At 63.1% G+C, this 16,262-nt stretch carries 7 protein-coding genes; 4 read left to right on the forward strand and 3 right to left on the reverse strand.

All coding sequences use genetic code 11. The features are described 5' to 3' along the window. The first annotated feature begins 1 nt into the window (after nt 1). On the forward strand, nt 2–6,406 hold the full coding sequence (locus OGL92_RS01965; RefSeq protein WP_263139632.1) for a non-ribosomal peptide synthetase: 6,405 nt from the start codon (nt 2–4) through the stop codon (nt 6,404–6,406). Nucleotides 6,407–6,705: 299 nt separating this feature from the next. On the opposite strand, the gene OGL92_RS01970 is transcribed toward OGL92_RS01965, so the two are convergent. Then, nucleotides 6,706–6,939 (reverse strand): DUF2498 family protein, encoded by a 234-nt coding sequence (locus tag OGL92_RS01970; protein WP_263139634.1) that lies wholly within the window; start codon nt 6,937–6,939, stop codon nt 6,706–6,708. 814 nt (nt 6,940–7,753) lie between these two features. Then, nucleotides 7,754–8,248: a hypothetical protein gene (locus OGL92_RS01975; RefSeq protein WP_263139636.1), complete on the reverse strand. Its 495-nt coding sequence runs from the start codon at nt 8,246–8,248 to the stop codon at nt 7,754–7,756. 714 nt (nt 8,249–8,962) lie between these two features. Here OGL92_RS01975 and OGL92_RS01980 point away from each other — a divergent pair. Together OGL92_RS01980 and OGL92_RS01985 are read left to right on the forward strand one after the other, a co-directional pair. Beyond that, nucleotides 8,963–11,584: an Ice nucleation protein gene (locus tag OGL92_RS01980; protein WP_263139638.1), complete on the forward strand. Its 2,622-nt coding sequence runs from the start codon at nt 8,963–8,965 to the stop codon at nt 11,582–11,584. A 342-nt stretch (nt 11,585–11,926) separates the two neighbouring features. Further along, the gene (locus tag OGL92_RS01985; RefSeq protein WP_263139640.1) at nt 11,927–12,973 is read left to right on the forward strand and encodes an NAD(P)-dependent alcohol dehydrogenase; all 1,047 of its coding nucleotides are present in this window, start codon (nt 11,927–11,929) and stop codon (nt 12,971–12,973) included. Nucleotides 12,974–13,520: 547 nt separating this feature from the next. Here OGL92_RS01985 and OGL92_RS01990 read toward each other — a convergent pair. Beyond that, a complete protein-coding gene (locus OGL92_RS01990) occupies nt 13,521–14,936 on the reverse strand; it encodes a cytosine permease (RefSeq protein WP_263139643.1) in 1,416 nt (471 codons plus the stop codon). 404 nt (nt 14,937–15,340) lie between these two features. Between OGL92_RS01990 and OGL92_RS01995 the strand changes: the two genes are divergently transcribed. Then, on the forward strand, nt 15,341–16,252 hold the full coding sequence (locus OGL92_RS01995; RefSeq protein ID WP_263139645.1) for a LysR family transcriptional regulator: 912 nt from the start codon (nt 15,341–15,343) through the stop codon (nt 16,250–16,252). Nucleotides 16,253–16,262 lie beyond the last annotated feature (10 nt).

Below are 16,262 nucleotides of genomic sequence, written 5' to 3' on the forward strand. Positions count from 1 at the left end.
CATGAGTTCGCAAGAAAACCCGCAGACCGAACCCGCCACTGGCGAACAATTGGAAGGATTTCCGCTGTCGCCTCTGCAGACCCTGGCGTGGCGACGCTATGCGGAGCGTCCGCTCAACCGGGTCCTGACCGTGGAACTGGCGGACGCCTGGGCCGCGGATGCGCTGGTGGAGCGGCTGGAGCACGCCTGCCGCGAGGAATCCCAACTGCGGGTGGCCTACCGAACCATGCCGGGCATGAGCCTTCCGGTCCAGGTCCTCGAAGGGCGCGATCGAGACCTGCTGGCCTGGCAGGTCCTCTCCGCCGGCCGGCAATGGCAGGCCGCGCTGGCGGGGGAGGCGGCACGCCTCGCGGCTTCGCCGCTGGGACGGGGAGCGGAACCGGTGGTCGCGGCAAGCCTGGTCGGCGGCGAAAGCCGTGACCGTGTCCTGGCCATCCTGCTCGCCGTCCCGCCTTTCGTCGCGGACGAGAGCAGCCTATTGCGCCTGCTGCAACGCGCGCTGAACGACACGCCGGAGGCGGCCGCGACGGAGGACGAAGAGCCCTTGCTGTTCCAACACTTCTCCGAGTGGGCCAATGAAGCCCTGGGCGGGGAAGCCGGGGAGACGGCCCGTGGCTACTGGCAAGCGCGGAGCGCGACCGATGCCACCGCCGCGCTGTCACTCCCCGAAGCGCGCGAGGAGGGGACACGGCAAGCCGGCAGGCAGCTTCCCCAGGAACTGTTGGACGAGCTCTCCCGGGTCGGCCTCCCGGAAGCCTGTGCCTTGCTCGCCTGGACCCAGGTGGCCGGGCAGTTCCTGGCCAACGAAGAGGCGCCGGTAGCCCTCGACCGCTTGGTGTCAGGCCGGGTTTTCAACGAGTTCGCGGACCTGGTGGGGCCTTTCTCCGCGCGCTGCCCGTTGCAGCTCGCGCGCCTGGGAGAGGATTCGGTCCGGCAACGGGTGAACGCCATCGAAGAGGCGATCCTGGCCCAGGAAGAATCCGCGGTTTTGCTCGACCCCTTCGGCACCGCGCTGGACCCTTCCAGGGCGAACCTGGCCTTTTCCTGGATTGCCGGCGCCGTATCGCCGCAGGTCGCGGCCCGTGTGCAATTCCACATGCCGGACGTGGCGCGCTTCCTCGAACTGGCGATTGAACCTCATTCCGAGGGGCGCTACGCCCGCGTGACCCTGCATCGGGCCTGGGATCGGGAGGCTGCCGATCGCCTGGCCGACGCCTGGCTACACTGCCTGCAACGGATCGCCGAGCATCCAGACGAGCCGGTCGGCCGCCTGCCGCTGATCGGTGCCGCCGAACAGGCGCAGTTGCGCCACCTGCAAGGCGAGCCGCTGAACGAGCCACAACCGGCCTCGCTGGTCGAGGCCTTCGAGCGCATCGCCGGGCTTCGCCCCACGGCGACCGCCGTGGTCGACGAACAGGGCAGCCTGAGCTTCGCCGAATTGCAGGCGCGCAGCGAGAGCCTGGCCAGGGCGTTGCTCGCGCGCGGCATCCAGCGGGGCCAGGCGGTCGCCGCCATGACCGGTCGCTCCCGCGAGGCGATCGTCGCGCTGCTGGGGATCATACGCGCCGGCGCGGTCTACGCGCCGATCAACCCGGACTTCCCGCGCGCGCGCATGGAACGCATGCGCGACGCGGCGGACATCCGCCTCGCGGTCGCCGATGCCGAGCATCGCCCACGCCTGGAAGGGCTGTTCGGGCTGTTGGACGTAAGCGAGGGCGACGGCGGCGAGGACTCACCGGCGCTGCCACTGCTCGATGCCCATGACGCGGCCTACATGATCTTCACCTCGGGCACGACCGGGCAGCCGAAAGGCGTGATCGTCGAGCACCGCAGTGCGCTGAACCTGGCGCATGCCCTGCGCCACAGTCTCTACCAGACCCCGTCCGGCGGGTCGCAGCCGGAGTTGCGGGTGACGGTGAACGCGCCGTTCTCCTTCGACTCCTCGATCAAACAGATCCTGCAACTGCTCTCCGGGCATACCCTGTACCCGGTGCCGCAGCAGGTGCGGACCGACCCGCAGCGCATGCTGGAATTCCTCGGTCAACAGCGCATCGACGTTCTCGACTGCACCCCCTCGCTGTTCCGCCTGCTCATCCAGGCCGGCCTGGACGATACGCATCCGGCCTTGCCGGGGCGGATACTGGTCGGCGGCGAGGCCTTCGACGACGCCACGTGGCAGCTGGCTTCGAAATGGTCGCGTTGCGAAGTCTTCAACCTGTACGGGCCCACCGAGGCGACGGTCAACGCCACCCTGGCGCGCGTGCGCGATCACGCCTCGCCGACCCTGGGCAAGCCCCTGCCGAACGTCGCGGTTCACATCGTCGACCCGTTGGGCCGCCTGAAGAGCCAGGGCGCCGCCGGGGAGATCTGGATCGGCGGCCGTGGTGTGGCCCGCGGCTATGCCGGAGACCCGGTGCTCAGCGCCGAGCGCTTCCGGGCCGAGCCCTGGCCCGGCGCCGGCCGGGTGTACCGCTCCGGAGACCTGGCCAGGTGGCGTAGCGAGGGCGGCCTGGAGTTCCTCGGGCGGATCGACGAGCAGGTGAAGGTCAACGGATATCGCATCGAGCTGGGTGAAATCCGTAGCGCGCTGCTGGAACACCCGGGCGTGCGCGAGGCTGCGGCAGTCACCGACAATGACGGACAGGGCAACCCGCAGGACGGCCGGCGCATCGCGGCGTTCGTCACGCCACGGCAGTCCCCCCGCGACAGCCAATGGCTGGAGGTGGACTTGCCCAGCGGGCATCGGGTCGCCGGGCTCAACCTCAACGAGACCGAGTACGTCTTCAACGAAATCTTCGTCGACGCGGTATACAGCCGGGAGGGCATCGCACTGCCGGCGGACGCCGTAGTGCTCGACGTGGGCGCCAATATCGGTCTGTTCTCGCTGTACATCGCGTCCTGCGCACCCGCCGCGCGAATCCTCGCCTTCGAACCCCTGGAGCCGATCCGCCGGCGCCTGCTGGCCAACCTCGAACGCTATGCGCCACAGGTGCAGATCTACGGGGTCGGGCTCTCGGATTCCGAACGGGACGAAACCTTCACCTATTACCCGGGCTATTCCACCTTTTCCGGGCAGGCCGACTACGCCGACGCCAGCGGCGAGCGTGAGGTGATTCGCCGTTACCTGGGCAACCAGGGGGAGGGCAGCGCCAACCTGCTGCTGGATAACATCGACGAAATCCTCGACGACCGATTGCGCGCCGAAGAGCACCTCTGCCACCTGAAACGCCTCGACCAGGTGATCCGCGAGCTGGGCCTCACCCGCATCGACCTGCTCAAGATCGACGTGCAGCGGGCGGAAATGGACGTGCTGCTCGGGCTGGACAGGGAGGTGTTCGCCAGGATTTCGCAGATCGTCCTGGAGGTGCACGACAAGCGCGACAGCGCCACCGCGGGACGTGTCGAGCAATTAAGCGCCCTGCTGCGCGAGCAGGGTTTCGAGGTCACCGTGAGGCAGGACGCCTTGCTCGAAGGCACCGACCGCTACAACTGCTATGCCGTCCGCCCCGGCTATGCCGATGCCCTGGAGAACCCGATCGACTGGCGCGCCAGGCATGTCCCGCCCGTCGCCATCGAAACCTTCGACACCCCCCAGGCTCTGGAGGCGTCCTTGCAAGCGTTCCTCGAAACGCGCCTGCCGGCCTATATGCTGCCGAGCCGTATCGGCGTCGTCGCGAGCCTACCCCTGACCCTCGAGGGCAAGCTGGATCGCAAGGCGCTGCTGGCCCTCCAGGCGCAGGCCGATCGGCAGCGCAGTGTCGAGGCGCCGACCGACGCGGTGGAGGCCGCCCTGGCGGACATCTGGTCCAGCGTGCTCAAGCGTCCCTCGGTCGGCGTGACCGATAACTTCTTCCAAATCGGCGGCGACTCCATTCGGCTGATTCAGATGCAGGTCATGGCCCGGGAAGCCGGGCTCGGATTCACCTTGCGCGACGTGTTCAGCCATCAGAGCATTCGCGAGCTGGCGAAAATGCTGAAAGCCCGAGGCAAGGCTGTGGAGGAGGGGGCGGGAGCCCCGCCAGTGGAGCCCGCACGCCAGGAGCCTTTTGCCCAACTGGCGCCCCGCGACCGCAAGATCCTGCCCGAAGGGCTCGACGACGCCTATCCGATGACGCGTCTGCAACTGGGCATGGTGATGCAGACCGAAATCGCCGGCGACCCGCGGGTGCTGCACAACGTGGTCTTGCATCGGATTCGCGGCCGGCTCGACGCCCAGGTCCTGACGCGCGCCTGGGCACTGCTGATCGCGCGACACCCGATCCTGCGCACCGGCTATGACCTGGAGGGCTACAGCGAGCCGCTGCAACTGGTCCACGAGGCCACGCGGGTTCCCGCCGACGTGGCCGTACACGACCTGAGCGGCCTGGACGCCTCGGAGCAGTCCGAGCGCCTGCGGTGCTTCATCGAAACCGAACACCGTACCCCGTTCCAGTGGGCGCAACCGCCCCTGGTCCGTGTGGCCGCGCTGCGGCTGGCGGAGGACCGCTTCGCCTTGAGCGTCGCCGAGCACCACAGCGCCCTCGACGGCTGGAGCCTGCAGCGGCTAGTGAACGAATTGGTCGATCTCTATGACGGCCTGTCGAGTGGAGCGGAGCCGCCACGGGAAGAGGGGCCGGACGTCGGTTTCGGCGATTACGTGGCCCTTGACCGCCAGGCCGAGCAGGATGCCCGGTCGGCCCTGTTCTGGCTGGACTACCTGGCCGGCGCCCGACCCGCTCCGTTGCCCACGTCGCAGAATGCCCCAGGGGGAGCGCGCCGGGTCGCGGCGAAGCAGGTCGAACTGCCCGAGGATGCCTTGCCCGCTCTGCGCCGCCTGGGCGAGCGCACCGGCTTGCCACTGCGGTCGTTGCTGCTGGCCGTGCACGCCCGGACACTGGGCACGCTCACCGGCTCGGCCGAGGCGCTCACCGGTTTCGTCACCCATGGCCGTCCCGAAGAACCGGGTGCGGACCGCGTGCTCGGACTGTTCCTCAATACCGTGCCCTGCCGTTTGCAAGTGGACGAGGGCAGGGCGCTGGTCGAGATCGCCCAGCAGGCCTTCGAATTCGAGAAGCGCATGCTGGAACATCGCCGTCATCCACTGGCAGCGATTCGCCGGCGGAGCAGGGCGGCCCTGTTCGACAGCCTGTTCAATTTCGTCGACTTCCACCAGGGCGACGAGGCGCCCGACGCTTCCGCCCGGCGCGTAGTCGCCGACGGCGTCATCGACCAGGTCGTGGTGGATGTCGACGTGCCGCTGGCGGTGGATTTCGAGGTGGAGGGCGAGCGTCTGAAACTGGGCTTCCAGTACGATGCAAGGCGCTTCGACGAAGCTCAGGCGAACGCTTTCGCACGCGCCTACCGGCATACGCTTGACGCGTTGCTGGCCTGGCAATTCGAGGAACCGCGGGCCGATCTCACCAGCATCGCGAAAGGCGATGCCTACTTGGGCAGCGTGATTGACTGCTTTGGCCGCGCCCTGGGGCGGCCGGTGACGGAGGAGGAGGGTTTTCTCGATGCGGGCGGGCATTCCCTGCTCGCCGTGCGCATCATCGCCGAGTTGCGCCAGGCAACCGGGCGACACCTGGGGCTCGACCTGCTGCACGGCAATCCGACCGCCCTGGAGGTCGCCCGGCGCTGCCAGGAAGCCCCCAGGAACACCTCGTCGCGCCTTTCAAATCCGGTGCGATCGCTCTGGCTGCATCGCCAGGGCGACATGGAGGCGCCCCTGCGGCTCTTCGCCTTTCCGCCCGCGGGCGGAAACGCCGGGACCTACGGCGGCTGGCGGTCCCATCTGCCGGCGGACGTCGAGCTGGTGGCCATCCAGTATCCGGGGCGCCAGGGGCGCCAGGACGAACCCTTCGTGACCGACTTCGAACGGATGGTCGGCCTCATCATCGACGCCATGCTGCCCCTGCTGGATCGTCCTTTCGTTCTGGCGGGCGCCAGCCTGGGAGGCGTCCTGGCCTTCGAGGTGGCGAATCGCCTGCGCGTCGAACATGGCATTCGGCCCGAGCGCCTGTTCGTGGTCAGCAGTCGCGCGCCCGCACCGGGACTGAGCTATCCGCCTTTCCATGCGATGGGCGACGCGACCCTGACCCGTCTCTTGCAGGACTACGAGGCCCTGCCAGCGGAAGTGATTGAGGATTCCGAATCGCTGGCAATCGCCCTGGCCACCCTGCGAGCCGATTCGCGGCTGAGCGCGGACTACCGGTATCGCCCGCAAGAAGCCCTCGACTTTCCCATCACGGTGGTGCTCGGGGAACAAGACAAGGGCGTCTCCCGGACACATGTCGAAGGCTGGAAAACCCTCAGCGTCCACGGCCAGGACCTGGAAACCCTGGCGGGAGGTCACGGCATCGTTGTCACCGCCGCCGAGGCGATCTGCAAAATCCTGAGACAGCGCTTGAAAATACCCAGTGCTTGAACAGGCAGGACAGACCCGTTGGCTGACACGTGCAGCCAACGGGTTTCCGAAGCATTTCATTCCAGCGCTCGCTTAATTTCTTGGGGAATTGGCAGAAAGGATCGCCAGTGGTGATGAGATAGAGTGCGGACGAATTAATTGAATCTGACTCATGCCGGGATTGACCAAGAGCGCAGTTTCACCCGTGCCGCAACCAAGTATTCTCGCCGGAGCCCCCGGAGGGGCTTTTCTCGTTCTTCCTGCTTTGTCGGCTGTTCGGCTGTTTTCGCGGGCGCGAAAATCGCTCGGCGAGGTTGGTACTACTCGATCAGGGTGTAACGCTTGCTGAACCAGTCGACAAAGGAATTGAAGACTTCGGCTGTGTCAGCGTGAAATCCACCTTCTTTTGAGATTATTCCGTCGCCGTACAGCACTAGCACGTGGTCTTTCATTTCCGCATTGGTTATGCGCATACCTTCTTTGTAGCCAGCTCTAGCTTTCAGCTCCTGATTGGCGATTGCGATTAGCTCCACTTTTCTGAGTGCAATTTTCATTGTGCAACTCCTTGCTGACTGGTTTGGCGGAGCGGGGTGTTGTTACCCCCATTTTACTGAAGACTCCTTCGGACAGTGCGTCAAACCGAAGATACCTTCGCTTTTCTGTCCAGGACGTAGATATCTTCGGCCATAGGCTCTTAACGCACCAGTGGCAGCGTAACGGAAGCGGAACGTTCCGGCTCAGTTGCTTACGACCCCGTGAGCAACTGCGGCAGGATTGTTTGAGCGTAGAGAATTTGAGCATAGAGAAAAAGCATCGAGACAGTTGCTGAGATTCTGTTGCTAGGGCTCTATCACAGCTAACGCTATGGCCCTGGCCTTTGCTGGTCCAGACTTAACTTCGCATAATGTATATTATGTTAAATAACGTATTAAACGTATTATCTGTCTGCGTATGTCGCTGCCTATCCATTTCACTAACCTTCAGTCGCTTTGCACCCCAAAACAGAAGCTTAACGCCCCCCTTACACAGTCACTAGCGGCCTAATGCGAACCAAGCTCGCAGGAAACATCCAAGTCTCCACTTTCCTGAATGAAGGCTACGTGTTGCATCAGATACTCGGGTCAAGCTCATGGTACTCGCTACGGGACCCATGGGCGTTGAGGGGAATAACATGAAGCCGAGGGCATGAGCACTTACATGAGCTCAGCCCTTGCCCCATAGTCCCATTTACACCAAGAAGCCGGAATTAACGCCGGTTTGGCTGATCCTTGTGGTTGTTGAGCGGTCGTTCCTCGGAGCGTCTTTGATACTCAGTGGTCGGTGGTGGCGGCGTCTTATTTTCCTGGCTCTTGGGTTTTTGGTCGTTGCTCATGCAAGTAGCTCCTCGCCGATACTCATGACTGCCAGCAGCGACAACGCCCATGCGGCGTAGACCATCTCACTGTAGGCAAAGTCGAGAGACTTTGATTTTGCGTCGGTGGCTGACTTCAATTTTTCCAACGTATCTATGTAACAGTTGTATATATGCTGCTGATAAGCTGAGGCGTCAACCTGCTTCAGCCATTCCATTGTCTGTCGACTGGATGGCAACGTTGGACAATCCCTTATCCTCAGAGCGCTCAGGGCGTGTCCCCAGGAGCAGACAACGCAGATAGCTGCAGCGAGAAAACAGCCCAATGCGATAACGCCCGAAGGGTTGTTGAGGTTAAAGAGCGCCCTTCCCTTGGCGCTGACGAGCGTTGTCAAAGCGGCGATCACGATCGAGACAGCGGTTAAAAACCTGGCACATTTATTCTCGAAGTGATCATATCGCGCTTGCTCGTCCTTATAGCGATCTTTCAGGTAGGCTAGGGTTTCGTCCATAAGATATCCCTCTGTCCGGCCTTGCTTTGAAGGCCGGCGTGTCTGAAAACTAGTGGTCAAGTAAGTATCCATAAGACAAGCTTCCATCCATAACGCCATGGAACCGAGGGATGAATCAGCGGCAAATTATGGTGGAGCTGCTCGTAAGGTCGCAGCGGAAGTAAACTGGATCCAGTTTGCGTCGACTGCCAGGACAAAGCAACAGCAGGCTCAACGGTATGATGCCCAGAGAGTTAAGGCCGAGACAGACGCCACGAAAATCTTCACGGAGATTAACTACGTGAGTGAATATTATTCCCGGCCCATCCGACGGACTCCCGTGCATCTTCAGGTCGAGACTGCAGGTGTGTTTAAGTTTTCCTTTGGTGGTGGTCAGATTGACCTAATGATGGCGGTGTTGAGGGCCTCAAGCGGTACTCCTTGCTGAGCCATGATGTGCTCGGCGGTGACCCGCAATCGGACAGCCAGGAACCGAAATTCCAGAAAAATCATGGCTGCCCTCCTCTCCTATTTGACGGCCCTTCGGACATATTTTTTTATTTACGGCAGTAATTCTTGGTTGCTCTATATTGAAGAATGCATATAGATGCAGGCAGTGTCGTGCGCAGGTGGTAGTGCCGATCGAACATTCAAGAATAAGGACTCAGTAAACCAGGCGCTTCTCCAGACGCACAATGCAGGTTCTCAGCGGCTTGTCGTTGTGAGGATGTCGAGATGGATGACGTTAACGCTTTAGTTCTACGGACTTGCGCCAATAACATGTCCGATCACTGTGGCCTCATCTGGCCTACTTCTGGAATCGTGGAATGCAAGTACTGGGCTCCAACGAGGAAGCTCGAAAATGGTCTTGTCGGTCTATTATGGGGAAAAGGTGGAACTGCGCATTTGAATATGCAGGCGGATGCCAGATGGGTCGTTTGCGAGGTGGCGGTTGATGACATCATATATCTCGATGCCGAAGGTGTAGTCAAGTTTCCCCGTGCCAAGGTCGTTCATGTTGGAACGCGCAATAGCGCGATGGAATATATTCAGTCGAATAGTTCCAACTATTCGTCTTCAGCAAAGGATTTGATCGAGTCCTTTACCTTCCCCGAGGGGCCAGCGGATACGAACGGACATCTGGCCAATTCGCCCACGCCTGGCAGCGTTATCAGCCGACGCGCCACGACTCAAGGCCCACAAAACCTCGAGACGGCCGATTACGGCAGCACGCTTACGGGGAACGATCAAAGTCAGCTCATCGCGGGTTATGGCAGCACCGAAACCGCCGGTGACCGCAGCACTCTGATTGCCGGATACGGCAGTACAGGGACCTCGGGTTCGGACAGTTCGCTTGTCGCTGGCTATGGCAGTACCCAAACCGCCGGGGAGGAAAGCACCCTGACGGCGGGTTATGGCAGCACGCAAACGGCTCAAGAGAACAGTGACCTCACCGCCGGCTATGGCAGCACAGGCACTGCGGGATCCGACAGCTCGTTGATCGCCGGCTACGGCAGCACCCAAACCGCTGGGGAGAAAAGCTCCCTGACGGCGGGTTATGGCAGCACGCAAACGACCCAGGAGAACAGCGATCTCACCGCTGGCTATGGAAGTACCGGCACCGCCGGGCCCGATAGCTCGCTGATCGCGGGCTATGGCAGCACGCAAACGGCCGGACATGGAAGCAGGTTGATCGCAGGTTATGGCAGCACTCAAACCGCAGGGTATGAAAGTGATCTGACCGCGGGCTATGGCAGCACTCAGACCACCCAGGAAAGCAGCAACCTCATTGCCGGCTACGGCAGCACCGGAACGAGTGGATACGACAGTTCGTTGATCGCAGGGTATGGCAGCACCCAGACTGCCAGTTACGGGAGTGTGCTCACCGCGGGCTATGGCAGCACGCAAACGGCTCGGGAAAACAGCTCGCTCACCGCCGGCTATGGCAGCACGTCCACAGCGGGCTATGACAGTTCGCTGATTGCCGGCTACGGCAGTACACAGACCGCCGGTTATAGAAGTGTCCTCGCCGCAGGATACGGCAGCACACAAACCGCTCAGGACAGCAGTTCGCTTACAGCCGGCTACGGCAGTACCTCCACAGCCGGCTATGACAGTTCGCTGATTGCCGGCTATGGCAGTACCCAGACCGCCGGTTATAGAAGTGTCCTCACTGCTGGGTATGGCAGTACGCAAACCGCTCAGGACAACAGCTCGCTCACCGCGGGTTACGGCAGCACGTCTACAGCGGGCTACCAAAGCTCGTTGATTGCCGGTTATGGCAGCACCCAGACGACGGGTTATGAAAGTACCCTTACCGCCGGGTATGGCAGTACGCAAACCGCGCAGGACAACAGCAGCCTGACCGCTGGATATGGCAGTACGTCCACCGCGGGCTATCAAAGTTCGCTGATCGCCGGATACGGCAGCACCCAGACGGCGGGCTATGAAAGCACCTTGACGGCGGGCTATGGCAGTACGCAAACGGCCCGGGAAGAAAGCTCGTTGATCGCGGGCTACGGCAGCACCCAGACCGCCGGCTATGAGAGTACGTTGACCGCCGGCTATGGCAGCACACAGACGGCGGAGCGCGACAGCACGCTAACCGCTGGTTATGGAAGTACCGGGACTGCGGGGCAGGACAGCTCGCTGATCGCGGGATACGGCAGCACCTTGACCAGCGGCATCCGCAGTTTCTTGACCGCAGGGTATGGCAGCACGTTGATCAGCGGCCTTCGCAGTGTGCTGACCGCGGGGTACGGCAGTAACCTGACATCGGGCATGCGCAGCAGCCTGACCGCCGGTTATGGCAGCAACCAGATCGCGAGTCACCGGAGTTCGTTGATCGCGGGCCACGACAGCACTCAAATAGCCGGCAATAAAAGCATGTTGATCGCCGGCAAAGGCAGTTCGCAAACCGCCGGTTACCGTAGCACGTTGATATCCGGAGCCAGCAGCATCCAGATGGCGGGCGATCGCAGCAAGCTGATCGCCGGGGCCGACAGCACCCAAACGGCGGGCGACCGTAGCAAGTTACTGGCGGGCAGCAACAGCTACCTCACCGCGGGCGATCGCAGCAAACTCAACGCTGGAAACGACTGTGTCCTCATGGCGGGAGACCGAAGCAGACTGACCGCGGGGAAGAACTGCGTGCTCATCGCCGGCGCCAACAGTCGCCTCATAGGAAGCCTCGGTTCCACCCTGACGGGTGGAGAAAACTCGACCCTGATTTTCAGAAGTTGGGACGGCAAGCGCTACGTCAATGTGGTGGCCAAAACCGGCAAGGGCGGCATAGAGGCCGATACCCCCTACCAGGTCGACGAGGAGAAAAACATCGTGAACAAGCCCGACGAATGAGGGCGATGACGGCAGGGATGCCGCGAGAAGGTCGGATGAGTTGCTTCCGGATGCCGGTCCTAGAGCCTTCGAGCCGAATCCATCGAACGCCGCCGTCACGGGGCCATCGCCCGGTGCCGGCGACCTGCTCAGCGGTTGGCCTGATGGGCTGCATCCTCGCTCGTTCGAGGCCGGGGCTCGATCACCATGCCTGGCTGGGGTTATTCCCGAGTTCAGGCTCGATCGAGCGACTTCGGCGCCTTTCCTCGCAGGATCATGCAAGAAATCCAGCGAAATGGTCTAACCGGCCCATCGCGCAAGGGGCGAGAATGTCGTCCGTCCATGACTAGAGGAGACGACCCCATGTTCGTAAGAGCCTATGGTGCACTTGCCAGCGACAAGCCTCTTGAGTCTCTGCAAATCCAGAGGCGCGAAACCGGTGCTCACGATGTCCAGATCGACATCGCCTTCTGCGGGGTCTGCCATTCCGACCTGCACCAAGTCCGTTCGGAATGGGCCGGCACCCAATTCCCCTGCGTGCCCGGGCACGAGATCGTCGGTCGGGTGACGTCCGTAGGTGCCCATGTAACCGGCTTCGCCCTGGGCGACCTGGTCGGCGTGGGCTGTATCGTGGACAGCTGCAAGCATTGTGAGGACTGCCAGGAGGGGCTGGAGAACTACTGCGATGGCATGGTCGGCACCTACAACTTCCCGACAGCGGACGAGCCCGGTTGGACACTCGGCGGCTATTCCCAGAAGATCGTGGTCCACGAACGCTACGTGCTGCGGATCAAGCACCCTGAAGATCAGCTCGCCGCCGTGGCGCCGCTCCTCTGCGCGGGCATCACCACCTACTCTCCGCTGCGCCATTGGAATGTCGGCCCCGGCAAGAAGGTTGGCGTCGTCGGCATCGGCGGTCTCGGCCATATGGGGATCAAGCTGGCCCACGCGATGGGCGCGCACGTGGTGGCGTTCACCACCTCGGAGTCCAAGCGCGAGGCCGCCCGGCAGCTCGGAGCCGACGAAGTCGTGGTGTCCCGCAATGAACAGGAACTGGCCCAGCACGGGAAGAGCTTCGACTTCATCCTCAATACAGTGGCGGCGCCCCATGACCTGGACGCCTTGCTCCTGTTGCTGAAGCGGGACGGCACGATGGCACTGGTCGGGGCGCCCGCGTCGCCGCACCCTTCGCCGAATGTCTTCAACTTCATCATGAAACGCCGCTCGCTCGCCGGCTCGATGATCGGCGGGATTCCCGAGACCCAGGAAATGCTCGACTTCTGCGCCGAGCACGGAATCGTGGCGGATATCGAGCTGATCCGCGCCAACGAAATCAACGACGCCTACGAGCGCATGCTCAAGGGCGATGTGAAGTACCGGTTCGTGATCGACAACGCCTCCTTGCAATGAGCGGGCGCCCAGGACACCCGTCCTGATCGCTCGATGCCGCAGGATGTGCTTCACCGCCATGCAAGCGTTCGCTTCCAGGAGGTCTTGTAGGCGAACGCCGGCCTGTGGGTGGGCGGAGCCCCTTGGATGGGGTCACTCCGCCCTCCTCGCTCCACTGTCCCCCTCGGTGGACGTCGCTCGTCGCGCTCGGCCGTCGGGGCGATGCGCAAGCGGGCGCGCCCGCATTCACTTGGGAAACCCACCGCCCCCATGACGCGGACCATTCGAACGATCCGCGGGTGATCCCTTGCGGACACGGTGGGCACGCTGGACAGCGAGCCGATCGGCTCCGGCAACCCTATTCCCCGAAACGCCGCGTGGCGTCACGATCCTGTTCGTAGCGCGCGACGGCTGCCGGACGCCTGGGCCCACGCCCGGAACCACGGACAGTAGTGCCAGGAAAACGCGCTGCCAGCACCTCGCGATCCGGCACATGAGGCGCCCCGCCAAAACGCAAAGCCCGGCGCATCGCTGACGGACACGCCGGGCAAGAGTCGCTAGCCTCGCGTCAGCCGTGGCTGGAGGCCAGGGGGGTGGCCACCTGGCGTCGACGGTAGGCGGTGTCGCGGCTGGCCAGCCAGTAGTACAGCGGCGCGGTGACGATCAACCCGACCAGCCACGACAGGTCCGCACCGTCGATATGCGCCGCCACCGGGCCCGTGTAGATCGGGGTGTTCATGAACGGGATCTGCACCAGGATGCCGATCACGTAGGCCAGCAGGGCCTGCGGGTTGAAGCGGCCGTAGACTCCGCCGTCGACGCGGAAGATCGAAGCGATGTCGTATTCGCCCTTGTGGATCGCGTAGAAGTCGATGAGGTTGATCGCCGTCCACGGCACCAGCACCACCAGCAGGGCCAGTACCAGGTCGACGAAATGACCGATGAAGTCCGCCGAGGCACCGATGGCTGCCACGCAGCAACCGACCAGGATGATCAGCGACAGGACCGCCCTGCTCCGCGCGGTCGGAATCCAACGGTAGGCGAAGGTCTGAAGCAAGGTGATCACCGAGAGCACCGCGCCATACAGGTTCAGCGCGTTGTGGCTGATCACGCTCAACAGGAACAGCACCAACATCAGGGGGCCGATGGCGCCGGTCGCCAGTTTCACCGCATCCATGGTGTCCATACCCGCCGGGGTGGCCAGCACCGCCACGGCGCCGAACACGAACGAAAGGATGGAGCCCAGGGTAGAACCCAGGTACGTCGCCCAGAAAGTCGAGCCGACCGCGACATCCTTGGGCAGGTAGCGCGAATAGTCGGATACGTAGGGCGCGAAGGCGATTTGCCAGAGCGCGGCCAGGGAAACCGTGGCCAGCCAGCCGGAGACGTTGAAGCCACCGCGGGTGAGGAAGTCGTCGGTCTGCACGTGGGTGAGGATGTAGCCGAAGCCCAGGACGATACCGATGCCCAGCACCCAGGTGCCGATGCGATTGAGCACATGGATGAAGCGATAGCCGATGATGCCGATGATCCCCGAGCCCAGCGCCCCGACGACGATGCCCACCGGCACCGGCACGCTTTCCACCACGCCATGCAGGGACTTGCCCGCCAGGACGATGTTGGATGCGAAGAAGCCGACGTACATCACCCCGGCGATCACCACGACCAGCAGCGCGCCCAGGGAGCCGAACTGGGCGCGGCTCTGGATCATCTGCGGGATGCCCATCTGCGGGCCCTGGGCCGAATGCAGGGCCATCAGCACCCCGCCCACTAGGTGGCCGACGACGATGGCGACGATGCCCCAGAGCAGGTTCAGGTGGAACAGCTGCACGCCCAGGGCGCCCGTGACGATCGGCAAGGGGGCGATGTTGCCGCCGAACCACAGGGTGAACAGATCCTTGACCTTTCCGTGGCGGTCCTCGGGAGGGACATATCCGATGGTGTGTTTCTCGATGAGGGGCGTCGTTGTTGCGGTGGTGGACATGACGGACTCCAAGGCAAGGGTGAGTACGTGGACGTACTTCGGTACGCGCCGACGAGCCGGCGCATTTCTTGTTGGGAGCGATCATGGGCAAAGAGCCGAAGCAGGCAAATTACTAAAAATGTTTCTTCAAACCTTAAAAAATGTTCCTGCGCCTTTACAGCGTCGCACGCGGGCACCCGCCGTTGCGCGAGGGTTCGACCTCTCCCCGGGCGGCGCCAGGACAGCGAACGTCGAGAGGGCGCGCGGCGCCGCGGTACGGCGGGCCGGAAAGGTCTGCCCCGCCGCAATGGCTGCGACGAGCCAGGCAAAATGTTCCCAATGCCCAGCAAAATCCGTTGCAGTGCCCGGCCATGGCATGCGTCGGGCGGGGTAAGGTAGGCGAAACCTTCGCCCGAGGTGCCGCCGTGGCCTCCTATACCCTGCGTCAGTTGAAGTACTTCGTCACCACCGTCGAATGCGGCAGCGTGGCCGAGGCCTCGCGCAAGCTGTACATCGCCCAACCCTCGATCTCGACGGCGGTCAAGGGCCTGGAGGACAGCTTCGGCGTGCAACTGCTCATTCGCCATCACGCCCAGGGCGTGTCGTTGACGCCGTCCGGCGCGCGCTTCTACCGCAAGGCCCAGAAACTGCTGCGGATGGCATGGGAGTTCGAGCAGAACGCGCTGGCCGACAACGACATGGTCAGCGGACAGGTCGACATCGGCTGCTTCGAAACCGTCGCCCCGCTCTACCTGCCACGCCTGATCGCCGGTTTCCGCCAGCGCTTTCCAGGCGTGGAGATCCGCCTGCAGGACGGCGAGCAACAGGAGTTGGTGCAAGGCCTGACCAGCGGACGTTTCGACCTGGCGATCTTCTATGAGCACGACCTGGACAGCACCATCGAGACGGAAGCGTTGATGGCGCCGCGGCGGCCTTATGTCTTGCTGCCGGCGGGACATCGGTTCGCCGACCAGGCCCAGGTGTCGCTGCGCGACCTGGCGCTGGAACCCATGATCCTGCTGGACGTGCAGCCGAGCCGGACCTACTTCGTGAGCATCTTCGAGGAGCTGGGGTTGAGCCCGAACATCGCCTTCAGCTCGCCGTCGATCGAAATGGTGCGCGGCATGGTGGGCCAGGGGTTCGGCTTCGCGGTGCTGGTGACGCGGCCCCACTCCAGCATCACCTACGATGGCCAACGCCTGGTGTGCGTGGAGATCGCCGAGGAGGTGTCCGGCTCGGCGCTGGTCGCCGGCTGGCTCAAGCGCACGCAACTGACCAAGCCCGCCCAGGCGTTCATGGGCTATTGCAAGGAACGCTTCGGGGAATGGCTGGCCTAGCGCCGGTCAA

The sequence above is a fragment of the Pseudomonas sp. RIT-PI-AD genome, assembly GCF_025642785.1.
In the GTDB taxonomy this organism is placed as follows: Bacteria; Pseudomonadota; Gammaproteobacteria; order Pseudomonadales; family Pseudomonadaceae; genus Pseudomonas_T.

Coding starts and splice junctions, on each gene's coding strand:
- OGL92_RS01965 (WP_263139632.1), top strand. CDS start 2: ATGAGTTCGCAAGAAAACCCGCAGACCGAACCCGCCACTGGCGAACAA.
- OGL92_RS01975 (WP_263139636.1), bottom strand. CDS start 8,248: ATGGACGAAACCCTAGCCTACCTGAAAGATCGCTATAAGGACGAGCAA.
- OGL92_RS01985 (WP_263139640.1), top strand. CDS start 11,927: ATGTTCGTAAGAGCCTATGGTGCACTTGCCAGCGACAAGCCTCTTGAG.
- OGL92_RS01970 (WP_263139634.1), bottom strand. CDS start 6,939: ATGAAAATTGCACTCAGAAAAGTGGAGCTAATCGCAATCGCCAATCAG.
- OGL92_RS01980 (WP_263139638.1), top strand. CDS start 8,963: ATGGATGACGTTAACGCTTTAGTTCTACGGACTTGCGCCAATAACATG.
- OGL92_RS01990 (WP_263139643.1), bottom strand. CDS start 14,936: ATGTCCACCACCGCAACAACGACGCCCCTCATCGAGAAACACACCATC.